We start from the raw sequence: 13704 nt of genomic DNA, 5'->3' as shown, positions 1-13704 counted from the left end.
ACGCACCACGCGCGTGCCCGGCAGGGACCTCCGTGCCGGGCACGCGGGCGTTCACGCGCTGTCGGCCAACTCCGCGAGATCGGCGGCCGATTCGGGCGTCAGGCGGTAGAAGCCCTGGAGGCTGACGGCGCGCTCCAGGCGGCCGTCGACGACGTACTTCAGGCCCCGGGTGCGGCCGCGCTGGTTGCGCCAGGTGAGGCGGGGCAGGAGGTCGCCGGGGACGGGGAGGTCGAAGCGCACGGGCGTCGCGTCGACGTGGACGACCTCGGCGCCGCAGCCGCCGGCGCCGAGCGCCCACCAGTCGTGGTGGCCGGGGTGGGAGCGCTCGCCCCAGGCCTGCGGGGCGGGGCCGCAGCAGTCGCGCCGTTCACGGTCGACGATCCGCATGCGGCTGACCACGAACACCTCCCGCTGCCGCACGTGCACCGCGTACACCTCGTCCCCGGCGCGGGCGCCCGACCAGGCGGGCAGGGAGGAGTGGGCGCCACTGAAGGCGGCCGGGGGCCGCCGGCCCGCAAGGCCGGCCTTGCGCAGCTCGTCGCAGGTGTAGTGGGTCCACAGCACGGTGAAGGCGTCCGACATGCGGCTCATGCTACGAACCGGGACCGACAGCGAACTCCCCGATCCGGGCGTGGGTCTGCGCGGTGCCCGTGTGGACGAAGGCGGCCATGCCCAGGGCGCGGGCCGCGTCCACGTGCCCTGGGACGACCTCCAACCGGGCGTCCTCGCCGGCGCAGCCGACGTCGACCACGATCGCGGGGGTCGCGGGGCAGGGGCCGCAAGGTCGCTCACTCATCGCCAGGGAGCTCGAACTCCTGCCGCCGCCGCGCGCCGGCGCGGGTCGTGCATGTGGCCTCGCCCGGGAAGCAGCCGGTGGACTTCGCGACCTGATGCTGGAGTGCGACTACGACGGGATGGGGGCGTACTGCCGGAGCAAACTCGCCCAGTTGACTTCCTCCCCGCCCTAAGGCACGGGGATTCCGGCCGCGTGTGCCGCGCGGGGGCTTTGCCTCCGCGCGGGTGCGCGCGGCCGGTGGTTGGCGTTTCACGGACCGGCTGGTGCCGAGGTCTCCACGCCCTGACACCGCATGCCCTGCGGCGTTGAGGATGTTCTTCGCGGCGTTCACGTCGGCGTGGTCCCGGTGTCCGCAGGCGGTGCACTCGAAGGCCGCTTGGCTCTCGCGGTTCTTCGGGTCCACGTGCTTGCAGGCGTGGCAGGTCTGCGACGTGTACGCGGGATTGACCAGCACCACAGCAGTGCCAGTGGTACGCGCCGCATTGCGCAGCGCGAGTTCGAGCAGGTGCCAGCCCTTGTCGAGGATGGCCCGGTTCAGTCCAGCCTTGGCACGGACGCCTCGGCCGGGCTGCTCAATTGTTCCTGCGGCGGAGGCGGTCATGTTCTTTACACGGAGGTCTTCCAGCACCACGACCGCGTTGTGGGTGGCCAGCTTGTTGGCGGCCTGCGCACAGAAGTCCGCACGCCGGTTGCGGACGCGGACGGTGATCGCGTTGATCTTCGCCACTACCGCCTTGCGCCGGTTGCTGCCGCGCGTGCATCGGGCAAGCTGTTGCTGCATGCGGCGCAGCCGCTTCGCCTCGCCCAGCGTCACATACGGCCGGTCGTGGAAGTCGCCTGTGCTGGTTGCCACGGCGAATTTGACGCCGCGGTCCACGCCCACGGCGGCGTTCGGCATCGCGTGCCGCTCAGGGGTCTGATTGCCGTCCTCCACCAGGAACGACACGAACCAGTGCCGCCCTTGCCGGGTAACGGTCGCCGAGCGGATCTGGCCGCCGAGCGGGCGGGACCATCGGAAGCGGACCCATCCGAGCTTCGGCAGCTTCGCCCGACCCCATTTGCGGCCGGTCCGCTCCACCGTGATCCGATTCCCCACCGGGAACCGGAACGACGGCCGCCAACGGGCCTTGGAGCGCCACCGCACCCGGAACGTGCCGTGTTCCCGGCACGCCCGGTCCAGATCCCTCAACGTCTGCTGCAACACGTGCGAAGGCGCCTCCGTCAGCCACGGGAACTCCCGCTTCGCCTCCGCCAGCTCGGCAGCCTGCGGAACGTAGTCCATCCACGCCCCACGCCGCCGGTACTCCCTGCGCTGCTCCAAAGCGGTGTTCCACACCGAACGGCAGACATCACCGAATGTCTCGCACAACTCAGCCTGCCCCGAATCGAGTTCAAGACGGTACCGTCGCCCGGACAACACGAGGAACACCCCCCTTCAACAGCCGCGATCAACCTAGCGCACGTCACTGACAACGCAGAGACCTGCGCCGCTTCGCGACTCCGAGCCCAAAAATGGGCCGCCCCCAGCCAAAGCAGGGGTTGGCACCCAAGAGTTCAGATCACCTGCGGGTTCGAGCTCGCGGCGCGCGTGCCGGCCGGCGAGGTGACGGTCAACAGCCTGCACCCCGGGGACGTTCATGCCCACCAAAATGGTGCTGGAGGAGATGGGCTACTCGGTCGACAGCCTGGAGGAGGGCGTGGCCGCCGTCCACCGCCTGGTGACCGGTCCGGCGCTGGCGGGCGTCACCGGCCGCTACTTCGACCGCACCCGCGAGACCCGGGCCAACGCACAGGCCTACGACCCGGCGGCCCGCGCCGAACTGTGGCGCCGCAGCCTGGAACTGGTCGGCCACCCGGGCCTGTGACCCGTAGCAAAAAAATTTCCGCGCCGCCCGCCGAGCGCACTAGTGCACCACCCACCCCGCGCGGCCTGCGCCGCCGCCTCGCGGGCCCGCCCGACCGCCCTAGTGCACTAGTGCGGTGCCGCCGGAAACCCCGCAGATAGGGCTTGTTGAGTGCGTTGCGTACGCCGTACATTCGGGGCATGGAGAACACCACCGCGCACACCACGCACCCCGCGCACACCGACGGCAGCAGCACCAACGACGTCCTCATCTCCGGCGGCGGGATCGCCGGGCCCGTCCTCGCCCACTGGCTGCGCCGGGGCGGCTTCAACCCGGTCATCGTCGAGCGCGCGCCCGCCCCGCGCCCCGGCGGGCAGAACGTGGACCTGCGCGGCGCGGGGCGCACCGTCATCGAGCGGATGGGGCTCATGGAGCAGGCCCGCGCGCTCAACGTCGACCAGCGCGGGCTCGGACTCGTCGACCGCAGGGGGCGGCTGACGGCCCGGATGCCGGTCGAGCTGTTCGAGGGCGAGGGCATCGTCGCCGAGATCGAGATCCTGCGCGGCGACCTCGCCGACCTGCTGTACCGCTCCACCGCCCACGAGGTGGAGTACCTCTTCGACGACACCGTCACCGCCCTCGCGGAGGACGCGGACGGCGTCACCGTCACCTTCGAGAAGGCCGCGCCGCGCCGCTTCGCCCTGGTCGTCGGCGCCGACGGGCTGCACTCGACGGTGCGCCGCCTGGCCTTCGGCGGCGACGACGGCCACTTCAGGCCGCTCGGCGGCTACAACGCCTGGTTCACCGTCCGCGACGAGATCGACCTCGACGGCTGGTTCCTCATGTACAACGCGCCCGGCGGCCTGGTCGCCGGCGCCCGCCCCGGCCGGCTGCCCGGCGAGATCAAGGCCTCGCTCGGCTTCCGTTCCGCGCCGCTGGGCCTGGACCGGCGCGACACCGCCGCCCAGCAGCGCCTGCTCGCCGAGCGCTTCGCGGGAGCCGGCTGGGAGGTGGACCGGCTGCTGGCGGGCATGGCCCGCGCCGAGGACTTCTTCTTCGACTCCTACGGCCAGATCCACCTCGACCACTACACCCGCGGGCGCGTCGCCCTCGTCGGCGACGCCGGCTACTGCCCCAGCCCGCTCACGGGCCTGGGCACCAGCCTCGCCCTGGTCGGCGCCTACCTGCTGGCCGGCGAACTCGCCGCCGCCCGCGCCGCCGGCACCGGCCACCGCGCCGCGTTCGCCCGCTACGAGGAGCTGATGCGCCCCTACGTCACCCGCTCCCAGGAACTGCCGCCCGGCGGCATGAACGGCTACGCCCCCAACAGCGCCACGATGATCCGCCTGCGCGCCGCCTCGATGCGGATGATGGGCCGCTGGCCGATGCGCAGCATCCTGGCCGCCCAGTTCGCCAAGGCCGGCGACATCGACCTGCCCGACTACGCCCTCGCCACCACCGCCTGATGCCGCACCGGCCGGGGACGGACGGGAGCAGCGGAGCGCCGCCGCCACGGGGGTGCGGCGGCGCTCCGGCTCCGGTGAACAGCCCGCGCGCTCAGCCCTGTTGACGAAGCAGCCAGGCCCGGGCCTCCTCGCGCTCCACCCGAACCGCCCCCATGAACCACTCCTCGCGCGGGTCCCACACCCGGTTCGCCGCCGCTTGGAGCCTGCCGCGCACGGACTCCGTCTTCCCGGGGTCGGACACCGCGTGGAAGGCGATACCGCTCTGCTCGGTCGTCCCGAGCACGGTGACGGAGCCGTCGAGGGAGAGCATCGCGAAGCCGGGCAGGCCGGGCCCGAAGCCGAGCAGGCGCTGGGGGTGGCCGAGTTCGTGCGTTCCGACGGTGACCGAGCAGCCGGCGCCCATCAGGTCCCAGCGCTCCAGCAGGCGCACGCGGCGCCACTGCTCGCGCCGGTGCCGGGACGCGGCCCGCGCGCTGAAGCGGTGGACGGGCAGGGCGAGCAGGAACTCGCGGTCGGCGCCGAACAGGCCGCAGGAGAGGGCCAGTTCGTACCAGCCCTGGTTGGCCCGCGCGACGAGGTCCGGTTCGTCGCTCTCGAAGCAGACCAGGCCCAGGTCTTGCGGTCCGGGGTCGCGGTGGAGCGCGAAACCCACCACGGACACCGGCAGGACCGGCTGCGGCACCCCGCCCTCCAGCACCTCCAGGCCCGCCCGCCGCAGCGGCGCGTCGACCGTGCGGCGCATCTCCTGCCTGCCCAACTACCGCTCCCACCCCGTCGTACGGCCTCCGGTCGAGGATACGGCCCGAGGATAGGGCCCCGCGGTCACCAGCCGCCCGTGCGCGCGCACGCGTCCGCGAAGGCGGCGGCGTCGGTCTCGGCGCCGAAGTGGTGGATCACGTGCTCGCGGACGTGGTCCTGCTGGGCACGGGTGAAGGCCGCGCAGGCGTCGTGGACGACGTGCGCGGTGTAGCCGCGGTCGTGGGCCTCGCGCAGGGTGGACTCGACGCACACGTGGGTGGCGAAACCGGCCAGGTACAGGTCGGTGACGCCGAGCCGGCGCAGGATCAGGTCGAGATCGGAGAAGCCGGCGAAGGCGCTGGCCCCAGCCCGGCCGCGCACGACCGGCTCGCCGGGCCCGGGGCGGAAACCTTCGGCGAACCCGGTGCCCGCACCGCCCTCGATCCAGGTGCCCGCCGCCGGGATCGCCGCGCGCAGCCCCAGGCGGGCCGGGGTCCAGCCCGCCAGCTCCGGCGCGCCGGGCGTGAGGACGAGCGGGACGTGCACGACGGGGACACCGTGCGCACGGGCGGCGGCCAGGGCGGTGGCCGCCCCGCGCACGGCGGTGTCGAGCAGGTCGCGGTCCGCCACGAGGCGGTGGAGAGCACCGTGTTCGGGGTCGAGCCACTCGCGCTGGAACTCGATCAGGACGAGGGCGGCGTGCGGGCGCGCGGGCATGACGGTCACGGTCGGCTCCTTGCCGGAAGAAACTCCAACTGACGAGTTGGAGACTAGCGCGAAAGGGCCGCACCTCCAACCGGCCAGTTGGAAATGCGGCCCGCCGACAACACCCGAAGGCGACGCCCCCGAGGGCGACGGCACCCGAGGGCGAGAACCCCCGAGGGCAGGGAGACCCGGAAGTCAGCGCACGAGCCTGCGCACCAGGTCGACGACGGCGGCGCGACGGGCCGCCGGATCCTCCTGCGCCGTCCCGCCGAGGATCATCCGGGCCAGCTGCGGCGCCGCGAACTGCCAGCCGGCCAGCGCCACGACGGCGTACAGCAGGTCCTCGGGGCGGGGCTGCGCCCCGGACCGGCCGGCGCCGCCGAGCGCGGCGACCTTCTGCGCGTAGTACGCGGCCCGCCGCTCCTGCCCCGCGACCTCCGCGCCGGGCTCGCCGCACAGGGCCTCCCACTGCAGCAGGCGCAGCAGGTGCGGGTGGGCGAGGTGGTAGTCGAAGACGCGGCCCGCGTACTCGGGGAGGTCGACCGGGTGTCCGTCGTCCTCCGCCATCGGCACGGCGGCGGCGAGCTGCTCCAGTTCGCGCTGGACCACGGCGTCGAAGAGCTGCCGCTTGCCGCCGAAGTAGGGGTAGATGCGCTCCTTGTTGACGCCGGCCGCGGCGGCGATGCGGTCGATGCGCGCGCCCTCGGGGCCGTGTGCGGCGAACTCGTCCACGGCGGCGTCGAGCAGCAGCCTCTTGGTCTTCGCGGTGTCCCATCCCATGGGGCCAGCATACGAAGGGTCCAACCGGCCGGTTGGACGCACGGTCCGCCGGCCGCCCAGCGCCCCCGGCCCCCGAAGGCCGCCCGCCGTCAGCCGTCAGCCGTCCGAGCGCCGCGTGCGGTGGGCGGCCACGCGCACCCGGGTCGCGCAGCGCGGGCTGCAGTAGCGGCGGGGGGTGCGGCGGCCGGTGTCGATGAAGTAGCGGCCGCAGCCGTCGGCGGCGCAGCGGCCCCAGGCGCAGCGGCCGCGTTCGGTGAGCCACAGGCCGAGGGCGAGGGCGCCGGTGGACAGCAGCCAGTGGGTGGGACCGGCGTCGGGGGGTGCCTGGGTGTGCAGGGCCCAGGGGCGGCCGGGCAGGCGCACGAGGCGGGGGCGGGGCGGGTGGCGGTCGAGGAGGGCGTTGATGGCGTCGGCGGCGGCGTCCTGGTCGTCGAGGTCGAGGATGCGGGTCAGGTGGGCGGTGGCGGTGCGCAGTTCGCGGGCGTCGGCGTCGGCGTCGGTGCGGATGAGCTCGGGGCCGCCGTGGCGGGCGAGCAGGGCCCGGAGGTCGGCTGCGGGCAGGTCGGGGTCGTCGCGGACGGCGTTGGCGAGGTCGGTGAGGAAGTACAGGCCGCGGGGGCGGTCGTCCCGGGGGTCGCCGGGGGCCTCGGGGTTATTCGCTTGATCGTTCTCCACGTCACGATGGTAACGTCAAAACAACCAGTTAAGCGTTACGAAAGATGGAGGGCCCCGCATGCGCATCCCCGAGACGACGCCCGTCCTGGTGGTCGGCGGGGGCCCGGTCGGGCTGGCCCTGTCGCTGCTGCTGTCCGGGTACGGCGTGGAGCACCTGCTCGTCGAGGCCCGTCCGGGCACCTCGCTGCACCCCAAGGCCCGTGGCGTGTCGGCCCGTTCGATGGAGGTCCTGCGGCGTCTGGGCCTGGAGGAGGAGGTGCGCCGGGCCGGGCTGCCGTCCTCGCACGTGTACTTCTACCGCGGCCGCGACCTCGTCGACCCGGACTTCGTGCGCACCGGCCTCGCCCCCGCTGCCGGCGAGGGCGCCGAGCGCACCCCCTCCCCCGGGCTGCTGTGCCCGCAGGACGTGCTGGAGACGATCCTGGCCCGCCGCGCCCGCCAACTCGCCCCCGGCTCCGTCCGCTTCGCCACCCGCCTGGTGTCGTTCACCCAGGACGGCGACGGCGTGGACGCACTCCTGGAGGACCGCGACAGCGGGGAGCGCCGCACCGTGCGGGCGCAGTGGCTGGTCGGCTGCGACGGCGCCTCCAGCCCGGTGCGCACCGGGGCCGGGATCGCCATGGAGGGGCTCACGGGCCTGGGCCACTTCCTGAGCGTGCGCTTCGAGGCGCCGCTGGGGCCGGTGGTCGCCGACCGGGCCAGCGCCTCCTACTTCCTCACCGCCCCCGGCCGCGGCGGCTTCCTGGCCGTCGACAACGACCGGCAGTGGATCTACCAGCACCCGTACGACCCCGCCGAGGACGACGTTGCCGCCCTGCGCGCGGACCACCACCGCCTGGCCCGACTGGTGCGCGACGCGGCCGGGTTGGCGGACCTGCCGGTCACCGTCCGCGACACCACGACCTGGCGCTGCGACGCCCGCACCGCCACCGCCTACCGCCGCTCGCGCGTCCTGCTGGCGGGCGACGCCGCCCACGTGATGCCGCCCACCGGCGGGCACGGCATGAACACCGGCATCGGCGACGCGGACAACCTCGCCTGGAAGCTCGCCGCCGTCCTGGACGGCACGGCCGGCCGGGCGCTGCTGGACACCTACCAGGACGAACGCCGCCCCGTCGCCCTCGCCGTCACCGAGCTGTCGCTCGCCAACTCCCGCGCCCGCACCAGCTACCGCATCGACGACGAGCTGCTGCTCACCGCCGCCTACCGCTCCACCGCCGTCGCCGGGAGCCGGACGCGCCCGCCCGTGGACCCCGAGCGCACCCACCCCGACGGCGGCCCCGGCGCCCGCCTGCCCCACCGCCCCCTGCCCGACGGCCGCTCCACGCTCGACCTCGTCGGCCCCGGCTTCACCCTCCTCACCCCGCACCCGGACGGCGCCCGCCGGCGCCAGGCCGCGGCCGCCACCGCCGCCGGCCTGCCCGTCACCGTCCGCACCGCACCCCTGGACCACACCGTCCTCGTGCGCCCCGACGGCCACATCGCCTGGCAGGCACCGACGGATCCCGCCGACGACACCCACCTGCTCACCGTCCTGCGCGCAATCCTGTCGGCACCGCGGGCTTGAACCTCACCCGACGTCAGGAGGCATCGTTACGCCATGACCTCCGAACAGACGTGGAAGGTCGGCCCACTCGCCGAAGCGAGCGGGCTGACCGTGCGCACCCTGCACCACTGGGACCACATCGGCCTCCTCAGCCCCTCCCGCCGCACCCCCTCCGGACACCGCGAGTACACCGAACAGGACGTGGTGCGCCTCTACCTCGTCCTGGCGCTGCGCCGCCTCGGCCTCGGCCTGGAGACCGTCGCCACCTGCCTGGACGCCGGCATCGACCCGCTGCGCCTGGTCGGCGAACACCTCGTCGGCATCGACGCCGCCCTCGCCTCCCTGACCGCGCTGCGCGAGCGCCTGGCCCACATCCACGGCGAACTCGCCGCCGAACGCACCCCCGACACCGCCGCCCTCATCCGCGTCCTGCAGGCCATGCGCGGCGCCGGCACCCCCGGCACCGAACCCGCGCTGCGCCGCCACCTCGACGACGACCAGATCGACGCCCTGCGCGACCACGCCGCCGCGCTCGGCCCCGCCGCCCACTACTACCTCGACATCGAGTGGCCCCAGCTCTACCGGCGCGCCGAGGCCCTGCGCCGGGCCGGCGCCGACCCGGCCGGCCAGGAGGTCCAGCGCGTCGTGCGGCGCATCGACGAACTGGGCGCCCTGTTCTCCGGCGGCGACCGCGCCCTGTCCGGCGCCGTGCGCGGCGCCTGGCGCGAGGACCCGGCCGCCGTCTCCGGCCAGAGCGACGCCCCCGCCGACCAGTGGCGCGACCTCGCCGACTTCCTCGACCTCGCCCGCCGGGGTGACGCATGAGCACCATGCCCAGGCGCGTGCGGGTGCGCGCCGCCGTCATCTCCGTGCTGCCGGTGCTGTTCCCCGCGCTGCTGCTCCTGACCATCCTGGCGATGGCCCACGTGGTGCCCTGGCCGGTGGTCCCCGCGGTGGCGCTGGCCCTGCTCGTCCAGGCCCTGGTCACCTACATACGCCTGGGCCGCTCCGACGGGCCCGGGAACTGACCCCGGGCGGGACGGCCGCCCGCCCCGGCCACAGGGGAGCCGGGGACCCGACCGTCCCGCCCGGGCGTTCACGGCCCGACGACGGCCTCCGGCCGCCCCAGGAGGTCCGTGCTGTCGCTCGCTGGTCGATGCCGCAGGTCAGCGGCAGGGCGCGCAGCCCGGGATCGGTGAGCGTCCCGGCCAGAGCCCGGGCAAAGCGCTCGGTGTGCAGGACCGGGAACGGGCGGCCCGTCGCCGGCCACCGGCCCCGCATCGCCCCGGCCGGCCGCCCGGGGGCCGAGGTGTTCGGGCGAGGACGGGGCCGGGGACGAGGCGGCGTCGGGTGTGTCACGGCGCCCACTGCGCCGACGGCCCGGCACACGGGTCCACCCGTTGTGCCCGGACGAGCGTCAACCCTCCCCCACCCACCCCGGCAGCGCCTCGCGCCGCTGGAGCCACAGCGGGTCGGCGCCGGAGAGGCCGGTGCGGGCGGCGACCGTGCCGGCGGTGATGGCGCAGGTGGTGTCGACGTCGCCGAGGCCCTCGGCCGTGCTCCACAGGGCGTCGGTGAGGCTGTCGAGGTGCGCGGCGGCCGACCACAGCGCGAAGGGGACGGTGTCGGCGGCGCTGACGCGCTGCCCGTTGCCGAGCAGGTCGGCGGCGCGCCAGGGCCGGGCGTCGGGGCGCACCGCGCAGGCCAGGGCCAGGGTGTTGCGGACCTCGCCCGCGGGGGTGTGCCGCAGGACCTGCTTCAGGAACTCCTCGCCGTCCGGGGCCGGGCCGCCGCGCGAGGCGGCGGCCAGGCAGGCGGCGACGGCCACCGCGACCGCCCCGGCCACGCCCTCGGGGTGGGCGTGGGTGACCTCGGCCGACAGCGCCGCCTGCCGGGCGGCCTCCTCGGCGTCGCCGGCGAACCACGCGCCCAGCGGCGCGACCCGCATCGCGGCGCCGTTGCCGAAGCTGCCCTGGCCGTCGAAGAGTTCGCGCGTGCGGGTGCGCCAGGAGGACGGGTCGCCGGCGAGGGCGGGCAGCAGGCGGTGCATGCCGGCGCCGTAGCCGCGGTAAGCGTCGGCGAGGTAGGTGGCGCCGAAGGCGGCGGCGAGGGCGTCCTGGTCGACGGTGCCGTGCACGGTCAGGACCCGGTGGACGGACAGGGCCATCGCCGTGTCGTCCGTCCAGTGCCAGGGCGACTCCTCGGGCGTGCGGCGCGCCCGGATGTCCCGGTAGGCCTGCGGGGCCGCACGGAACAGCGGGAACCACCGCTCCCCGAACGCGTCCCCGAGGGCGAGCCCCTCCAGCGCGTCACGAGCGGCCACGGGCACGGGCGGACGAGTCGTCATGTCCCCATCCTCCCTTGGCCCGGCGAATCCGGTGGCACCTCAGGCCGCCGGGGGCGAGACTGCCCCGATGACCGCCCCCTCCCCCGCCCCCGACCCGCGCTCGTGGGGCGCCGCCCCGGACTACGCGGGCATGCAGGCCCTGATCGGCGACCTGGTGGTACCCGACGGCACTCCGATGCACGTCGCCAGCGCGCTGGAGACCTCCCGCGAGCTGATCCGGCACTCCTACCACCGCTACGAGTTCGCGACCGTCGCCGTCACGCACGGCCTGTTCGCCCTGGACCACGTCCTCGCCGAACCCGCGGACGCCGACGAGCCGCTGCGGGTCCGGGTCCAACGGGCCGCCGCCGCAGGGCTCCTGGCCCCCGGCCTCGCCGCCGAACTCGACCGCGCCGTACGGCTGCGCGAGCAACTCGCGCAGGGCGCCGTGACAAGCGGCGCCGTCGGCCCGGAGCGGGCCGTCGCCCTGGTGCGCGCCGTCTTCGACGCCGTCCGCCTGCTCCTGCGCCCCGCACCGCCGCCGCCCGTGCAGCGGCTCGACCGGCTGTGGGAGGCGCACCTGGAGACGCCGTTCCCCGAGAGCTTCCGCGGCGTGGACGTCGACGGCGTGGACCTGGTCCTCCTCGACGCGAACGTCGCCGGGCTGGTCATGCAGGAGCTGAACGGCGGCCTCGACGGCGACGGCGCCGCCGTGCTGTGGGCGTGCATCGCCGACCTCGACGCGATCATGCCCCGGCTCAACGAGGAGTACTGCGCCGCCTACTACCGGCGGCTGCGCACGGTGGCCGCCCTCGCCGCGGGCCGTCACCTGCCCGCCGCCACCTGACCTACCGGGTGACGGGCGGGCTCATGCGGACCTCCGGGCCGCAGACGGTGGCCTCGGCCGGCCTGCCGCTGCGGTCCGTCACCGGGACGCGGACGGCGGCGGCCTCGCCCGGGGCGGCCACCGTGGCGGTGGCGGTGGTGACCCGCGGGGTGCAGGTGCCGCTGGTGCCCTTGCCGTCCGTCCCGGGCCAGCGCAGCGCGAACACCGCCGCCCGGCCCGCGCCGAGCGTCACCGCGGCCGGGCGGCCCTCGCCGCTCCCCCGGGCCTGCGGTCCCTTGCCCCGGTGGAGCTCCAGCTTCGGGTAGCCGGCCAGGGCGCAGGGCCGGGTGCCGGAGTTGACGGCGGCGAGCTCGGCGTTCGCCGGGTCCGGCGCGGTCGTGCCCTCGGCGGTGAGCAGGGTGAGCGTCCACGTCAGGTCCGCGGCACGGCAGTTCGCCGTCCCGGCGGCGGACACGCCGGCCGTCGTGCCGGCGCCGCAGGACGTCAGCAGTGCGGACACGGCCACCATCGGCAGCAAGCGCGAGCGCATCGGATCCCCCGGATCGTCGGGACGGGCGACGGGCCGTCACCGCCCGCCCGCCGTCGGGGACGAAGACACCGCGCGGGGCCCGCCGGTTGCCCCCGTCCCCGGCACAGCCGAAGGAATGTGAGCTGCGCCACATTCACCCTATGCCGTGCAGCAGAACGCGCCCCGGCGCAGTCATGACGCAATGCCAGGACAACGGGCGACGGCCAACGGAGAACGGGGGCGACGGGTGAGGCTGCGCAGGGCCGCTCCCGGGATCGGCTTCGCCGCTTTCGTGGAGCAGCGGTCGGGGGCGCTGTTCCGCACGGCGTACGTGCTGACGGGAGACGCGCACGCGGCGGAGGACCTGGTGCAGGAGACGCTGGAGCGGGCGTGCCGGCACTGGCGGAAGGTGGCCGCCTCGGACGCGCCGGAGGCGTACGTGCGGCGGATCCTGGTCAACCTGGCCAACGACCGCCACCGGCGCCTGAACCGCCCGGGCCAGCGCACCGCGCCGCTGGCGCCGTCCGGGTACCGGGAGCCGGCCGATCCGCGCGACGCCTACCGGTCGGTGGAGCTGCGCGAGGAGCTCGTCGCGGCGCTGCACACGCTGCCGATGGGGATGCGCACGGTGGTGGTCCTGTACTACCTGCACGACCTGGGCGACCGGGAGATCGCGCAGGCGCTGGACATCTCGCCGGGTTCGGTGCGCTCCCAACTCGCGCGCGGGCTGGCCCGGCTGCGCGAGGTCCTGCCCCGCCAGGAGGACCCGCCCCTCTCCTCGCCGCCCGTTGCCTCGACTTCGCGTGAAGGTGCCCCATGACCCGACTGCCGCCCCCCGATCCCGAGTTCGAGACGGAGCTGCTCGCCGCCATGACCGATTTCGCCGACCGCGTGCCCGTCCCCGCCGTCGACTCCGCCGCCATCGTGCGGCGCACCGCGCGCCGGCGCACCGCCGTGGGCGGGGCGGTGGCCGTCGCGGTGGCGGCCGGTGTCGTGGCGGGCGGGCTGCTGTTCGCCTCCCCGTCTGCGCCGGGCGCCGGGGGGCGCCCGGCGGCTCAGGCCCCGGCCGCCTCCCCGTCCGCGCCGCCACCCTCGTCCCCGCCCGCGGCCACCCCGGCAGCACCGGCAACCCCGAAGCAGCTCTTTCCGACCCCCTACCTTCCGGGCCCCGCCGCCCCGTCCGACGGCATCCCCTATCTCGTCTCGCCGCTCGCCAAGCCGCCCGAGCCCATGCCCACCAGGCAGGGCCCGCCGGTGACGGTCCCCGCGCTCACGGGCTTCACCCGGGAGGCGGCCATGGAGGTGCTGCGGGAGGCCGACCTGCGCGGGGAGGTCCAGGAGGTGGCGGACGAGAACGTGCCCGCCGGGAGGGTCGTGTCGACGGGGCCGTTCGCCGGCGCCGTGGTCCCGGCGGGTTCGACGGTGCGCCTGGTCGTCTCCACGGGCCGGCCGGCGGGCTGACCTGCGGGCCGC

Annotated in this window: 17 protein-coding genes; 8 read left to right on the top strand and 9 right to left on the bottom strand. The window is 75.2% G+C overall.

From position 1 onward, the window contains the following. Nucleotides 1-51: 51 nt before the first annotated feature. Genes ACFXDE_RS30090 through ACFXDE_RS30080 form a run of 3 tightly spaced genes read right to left on the bottom strand, consistent with a single transcriptional unit; the run spans nucleotide 52 to nucleotide 2225 of the window. Complete coding sequence (locus ACFXDE_RS30090; RefSeq protein ID WP_380497840.1) at nucleotides 52-582, bottom strand: hypothetical protein; 531 nt, start codon at nucleotides 580-582, stop codon at nucleotides 52-54. Between the two features lie 10 nt (nucleotides 583-592). Further along, entirely contained in the window at nucleotides 593-796 is a 204-nt protein-coding gene (locus ACFXDE_RS30085; RefSeq protein ID WP_380497839.1) for a hypothetical protein, read from the bottom strand. Then, nucleotides 789-2225, bottom strand: coding sequence for an RNA-guided endonuclease InsQ/TnpB family protein (locus tag ACFXDE_RS30080; RefSeq protein ID WP_380497838.1), 1437 nt, complete (start codon nucleotides 2223-2225; stop codon nucleotides 789-791). Before ACFXDE_RS30080 ends, ACFXDE_RS30085 begins: the two co-directional genes overlap by 8 nt. A gap of 208 nt (nucleotides 2226-2433) precedes the next feature. Here ACFXDE_RS30080 and ACFXDE_RS30075 point away from each other — a divergent pair, with 208 nt between their 5' ends. Both ACFXDE_RS30075 and ACFXDE_RS30070 read left to right on the top strand, forming a co-directional pair. Continuing rightward, the gene (locus ACFXDE_RS30075) at nucleotides 2434-2661 is read left to right on the top strand and encodes a hypothetical protein (RefSeq protein WP_380497837.1); all 228 of its coding nucleotides are present in this window, start codon (nucleotides 2434-2436) and stop codon (nucleotides 2659-2661) included. 179 nt (nucleotides 2662-2840) lie between these two features. Continuing rightward, nucleotides 2841-4106, top strand: coding sequence for an FAD-dependent monooxygenase (locus tag ACFXDE_RS30070; RefSeq protein ID WP_380497836.1), 1266 nt, complete (start codon nucleotides 2841-2843; stop codon nucleotides 4104-4106). Between the two features lie 91 nt (nucleotides 4107-4197). On the opposite strand, the gene ACFXDE_RS30065 is transcribed toward ACFXDE_RS30070, so the two are convergent. From ACFXDE_RS30065 to ACFXDE_RS30050, 4 genes are all read right to left on the bottom strand, one after another. Then, nucleotides 4198-4863: a hypothetical protein gene (locus tag ACFXDE_RS30065; protein ID WP_380497835.1), complete on the bottom strand. Its 666-nt coding sequence runs from the start codon at nucleotides 4861-4863 to the stop codon at nucleotides 4198-4200. A gap of 65 nt (nucleotides 4864-4928) precedes the next feature. Further along, the gene (locus ACFXDE_RS30060; protein WP_380497875.1) at nucleotides 4929-5561 is read right to left on the bottom strand and encodes a cysteine hydrolase; all 633 of its coding nucleotides are present in this window, start codon (nucleotides 5559-5561) and stop codon (nucleotides 4929-4931) included. 183 nt (nucleotides 5562-5744) lie between these two features. Beyond that, a complete protein-coding gene (locus tag ACFXDE_RS30055; protein WP_380497834.1) occupies nucleotides 5745-6329 on the bottom strand; it encodes a TetR family transcriptional regulator in 585 nt (194 codons plus the stop codon). 96 nt (nucleotides 6330-6425) lie between these two features. Then, nucleotides 6426-7004 (bottom strand): CGNR zinc finger domain-containing protein, encoded by a 579-nt coding sequence (locus tag ACFXDE_RS30050; protein WP_380497833.1) that lies wholly within the window; start codon nucleotides 7002-7004, stop codon nucleotides 6426-6428. Nucleotides 7005-7062: 58 nt separating this feature from the next. Here ACFXDE_RS30050 and ACFXDE_RS30045 point away from each other — a divergent pair, with 58 nt between their 5' ends. The 3 genes from ACFXDE_RS30045 to ACFXDE_RS30035 are packed head-to-tail and all read left to right on the top strand — an operon-like array spanning nucleotide 7063 to nucleotide 9578. Further along, the gene (locus tag ACFXDE_RS30045) at nucleotides 7063-8571 is read left to right on the top strand and encodes an FAD-dependent monooxygenase (protein ID WP_380497832.1); all 1509 of its coding nucleotides are present in this window, start codon (nucleotides 7063-7065) and stop codon (nucleotides 8569-8571) included. Nucleotides 8572-8604: 33 nt separating this feature from the next. Then, nucleotides 8605-9375, top strand: coding sequence for a MerR family transcriptional regulator (locus tag ACFXDE_RS30040; RefSeq protein ID WP_380497831.1), 771 nt, complete (start codon nucleotides 8605-8607; stop codon nucleotides 9373-9375). Continuing rightward, complete coding sequence (locus ACFXDE_RS30035) at nucleotides 9372-9578, top strand: hypothetical protein (protein ID WP_380497830.1); 207 nt, start codon at nucleotides 9372-9374, stop codon at nucleotides 9576-9578. Before ACFXDE_RS30040 ends, ACFXDE_RS30035 begins: the two co-directional genes overlap by 4 nt. A gap of 389 nt (nucleotides 9579-9967) precedes the next feature. On the opposite strand, the gene ACFXDE_RS30030 is transcribed toward ACFXDE_RS30035, so the two are convergent. Then, a complete protein-coding gene (locus ACFXDE_RS30030) occupies nucleotides 9968-10897 on the bottom strand; it encodes an ADP-ribosylglycohydrolase family protein (RefSeq protein WP_380497829.1) in 930 nt (309 codons plus the stop codon). A gap of 67 nt (nucleotides 10898-10964) precedes the next feature. Here ACFXDE_RS30030 and ACFXDE_RS30025 point away from each other — a divergent pair, with 67 nt between their 5' ends. Further along, complete coding sequence (locus ACFXDE_RS30025) at nucleotides 10965-11723, top strand: hypothetical protein (protein WP_380497828.1); 759 nt, start codon at nucleotides 10965-10967, stop codon at nucleotides 11721-11723. Between the two features lies 1 nt (nucleotide 11724). Here ACFXDE_RS30025 and ACFXDE_RS30020 read toward each other — a convergent pair whose 3' ends face one another. Next, nucleotides 11725-12252 carry a DUF4232 domain-containing protein gene (locus ACFXDE_RS30020; protein ID WP_380497827.1) on the bottom strand — a complete coding sequence of 176 codons (528 nt, stop codon included), beginning with the start codon at nucleotides 12250-12252 and terminating at the stop codon, nucleotides 11725-11727. A gap of 226 nt (nucleotides 12253-12478) precedes the next feature. Here ACFXDE_RS30020 and ACFXDE_RS30015 point away from each other — a divergent pair, with 226 nt between their 5' ends. Both ACFXDE_RS30015 and ACFXDE_RS30010 read left to right on the top strand, forming a co-directional pair. Further along, on the top strand, nucleotides 12479-13051 hold the full coding sequence (locus ACFXDE_RS30015; protein WP_380497826.1) for an RNA polymerase sigma factor: 573 nt from the start codon (nucleotides 12479-12481) through the stop codon (nucleotides 13049-13051). After that, nucleotides 13048-13692, top strand: coding sequence for a PASTA domain-containing protein (locus ACFXDE_RS30010; protein WP_380497825.1), 645 nt, complete (start codon nucleotides 13048-13050; stop codon nucleotides 13690-13692). The genes ACFXDE_RS30015 and ACFXDE_RS30010 overlap by 4 nt, the downstream gene beginning before the upstream one ends. The last annotated feature ends 12 nt before the right edge of the window (nucleotides 13693-13704 follow it).

Origin of the sequence: Kitasatospora sp. NPDC059408, from assembly GCF_042751525.1 — a bacterium.
Taxonomy (GTDB): Bacteria; Actinomycetota; Actinomycetes; order Streptomycetales; family Streptomycetaceae; genus Kitasatospora.
This window is presented reverse-complemented; position numbering and strand designations above follow the sequence as displayed.

Coding starts and splice junctions, on each gene's coding strand:
- ACFXDE_RS30070 (WP_380497836.1), top strand. CDS start 2,841: ATGGAGAACACCACCGCGCACACCACGCACCCCGCGCACACCGACGGC.
- ACFXDE_RS30085 (WP_380497839.1), bottom strand. CDS start 796: ATGAGTGAGCGACCTTGCGGCCCCTGCCCCGCGACCCCCGCGATCGTG.
- ACFXDE_RS30020 (WP_380497827.1), bottom strand. CDS start 12,252: ATGCGCTCGCGCTTGCTGCCGATGGTGGCCGTGTCCGCACTGCTGACG.
- ACFXDE_RS30040 (WP_380497831.1), top strand. CDS start 8,605: ATGACCTCCGAACAGACGTGGAAGGTCGGCCCACTCGCCGAAGCGAGC.
- ACFXDE_RS30010 (WP_380497825.1), top strand. CDS start 13,048: ATGACCCGACTGCCGCCCCCCGATCCCGAGTTCGAGACGGAGCTGCTC.
- ACFXDE_RS30025 (WP_380497828.1), top strand. CDS start 10,965: ATGACCGCCCCCTCCCCCGCCCCCGACCCGCGCTCGTGGGGCGCCGCC.
- ACFXDE_RS30030 (WP_380497829.1), bottom strand. CDS start 10,897: ATGACGACTCGTCCGCCCGTGCCCGTGGCCGCTCGTGACGCGCTGGAG.
- ACFXDE_RS30045 (WP_380497832.1), top strand. CDS start 7,063: ATGCGCATCCCCGAGACGACGCCCGTCCTGGTGGTCGGCGGGGGCCCG.
- ACFXDE_RS30035 (WP_380497830.1), top strand. CDS start 9,372: ATGAGCACCATGCCCAGGCGCGTGCGGGTGCGCGCCGCCGTCATCTCC.
- ACFXDE_RS30060 (WP_380497875.1), bottom strand. CDS start 5,561: ATGCCCGCGCGCCCGCACGCCGCCCTCGTCCTGATCGAGTTCCAGCGC.
- ACFXDE_RS30075 (WP_380497837.1), top strand. CDS start 2,434: ATGCCCACCAAAATGGTGCTGGAGGAGATGGGCTACTCGGTCGACAGC.
- ACFXDE_RS30055 (WP_380497834.1), bottom strand. CDS start 6,329: ATGGGATGGGACACCGCGAAGACCAAGAGGCTGCTGCTCGACGCCGCC.
- ACFXDE_RS30090 (WP_380497840.1), bottom strand. CDS start 582: ATGTCGGACGCCTTCACCGTGCTGTGGACCCACTACACCTGCGACGAG.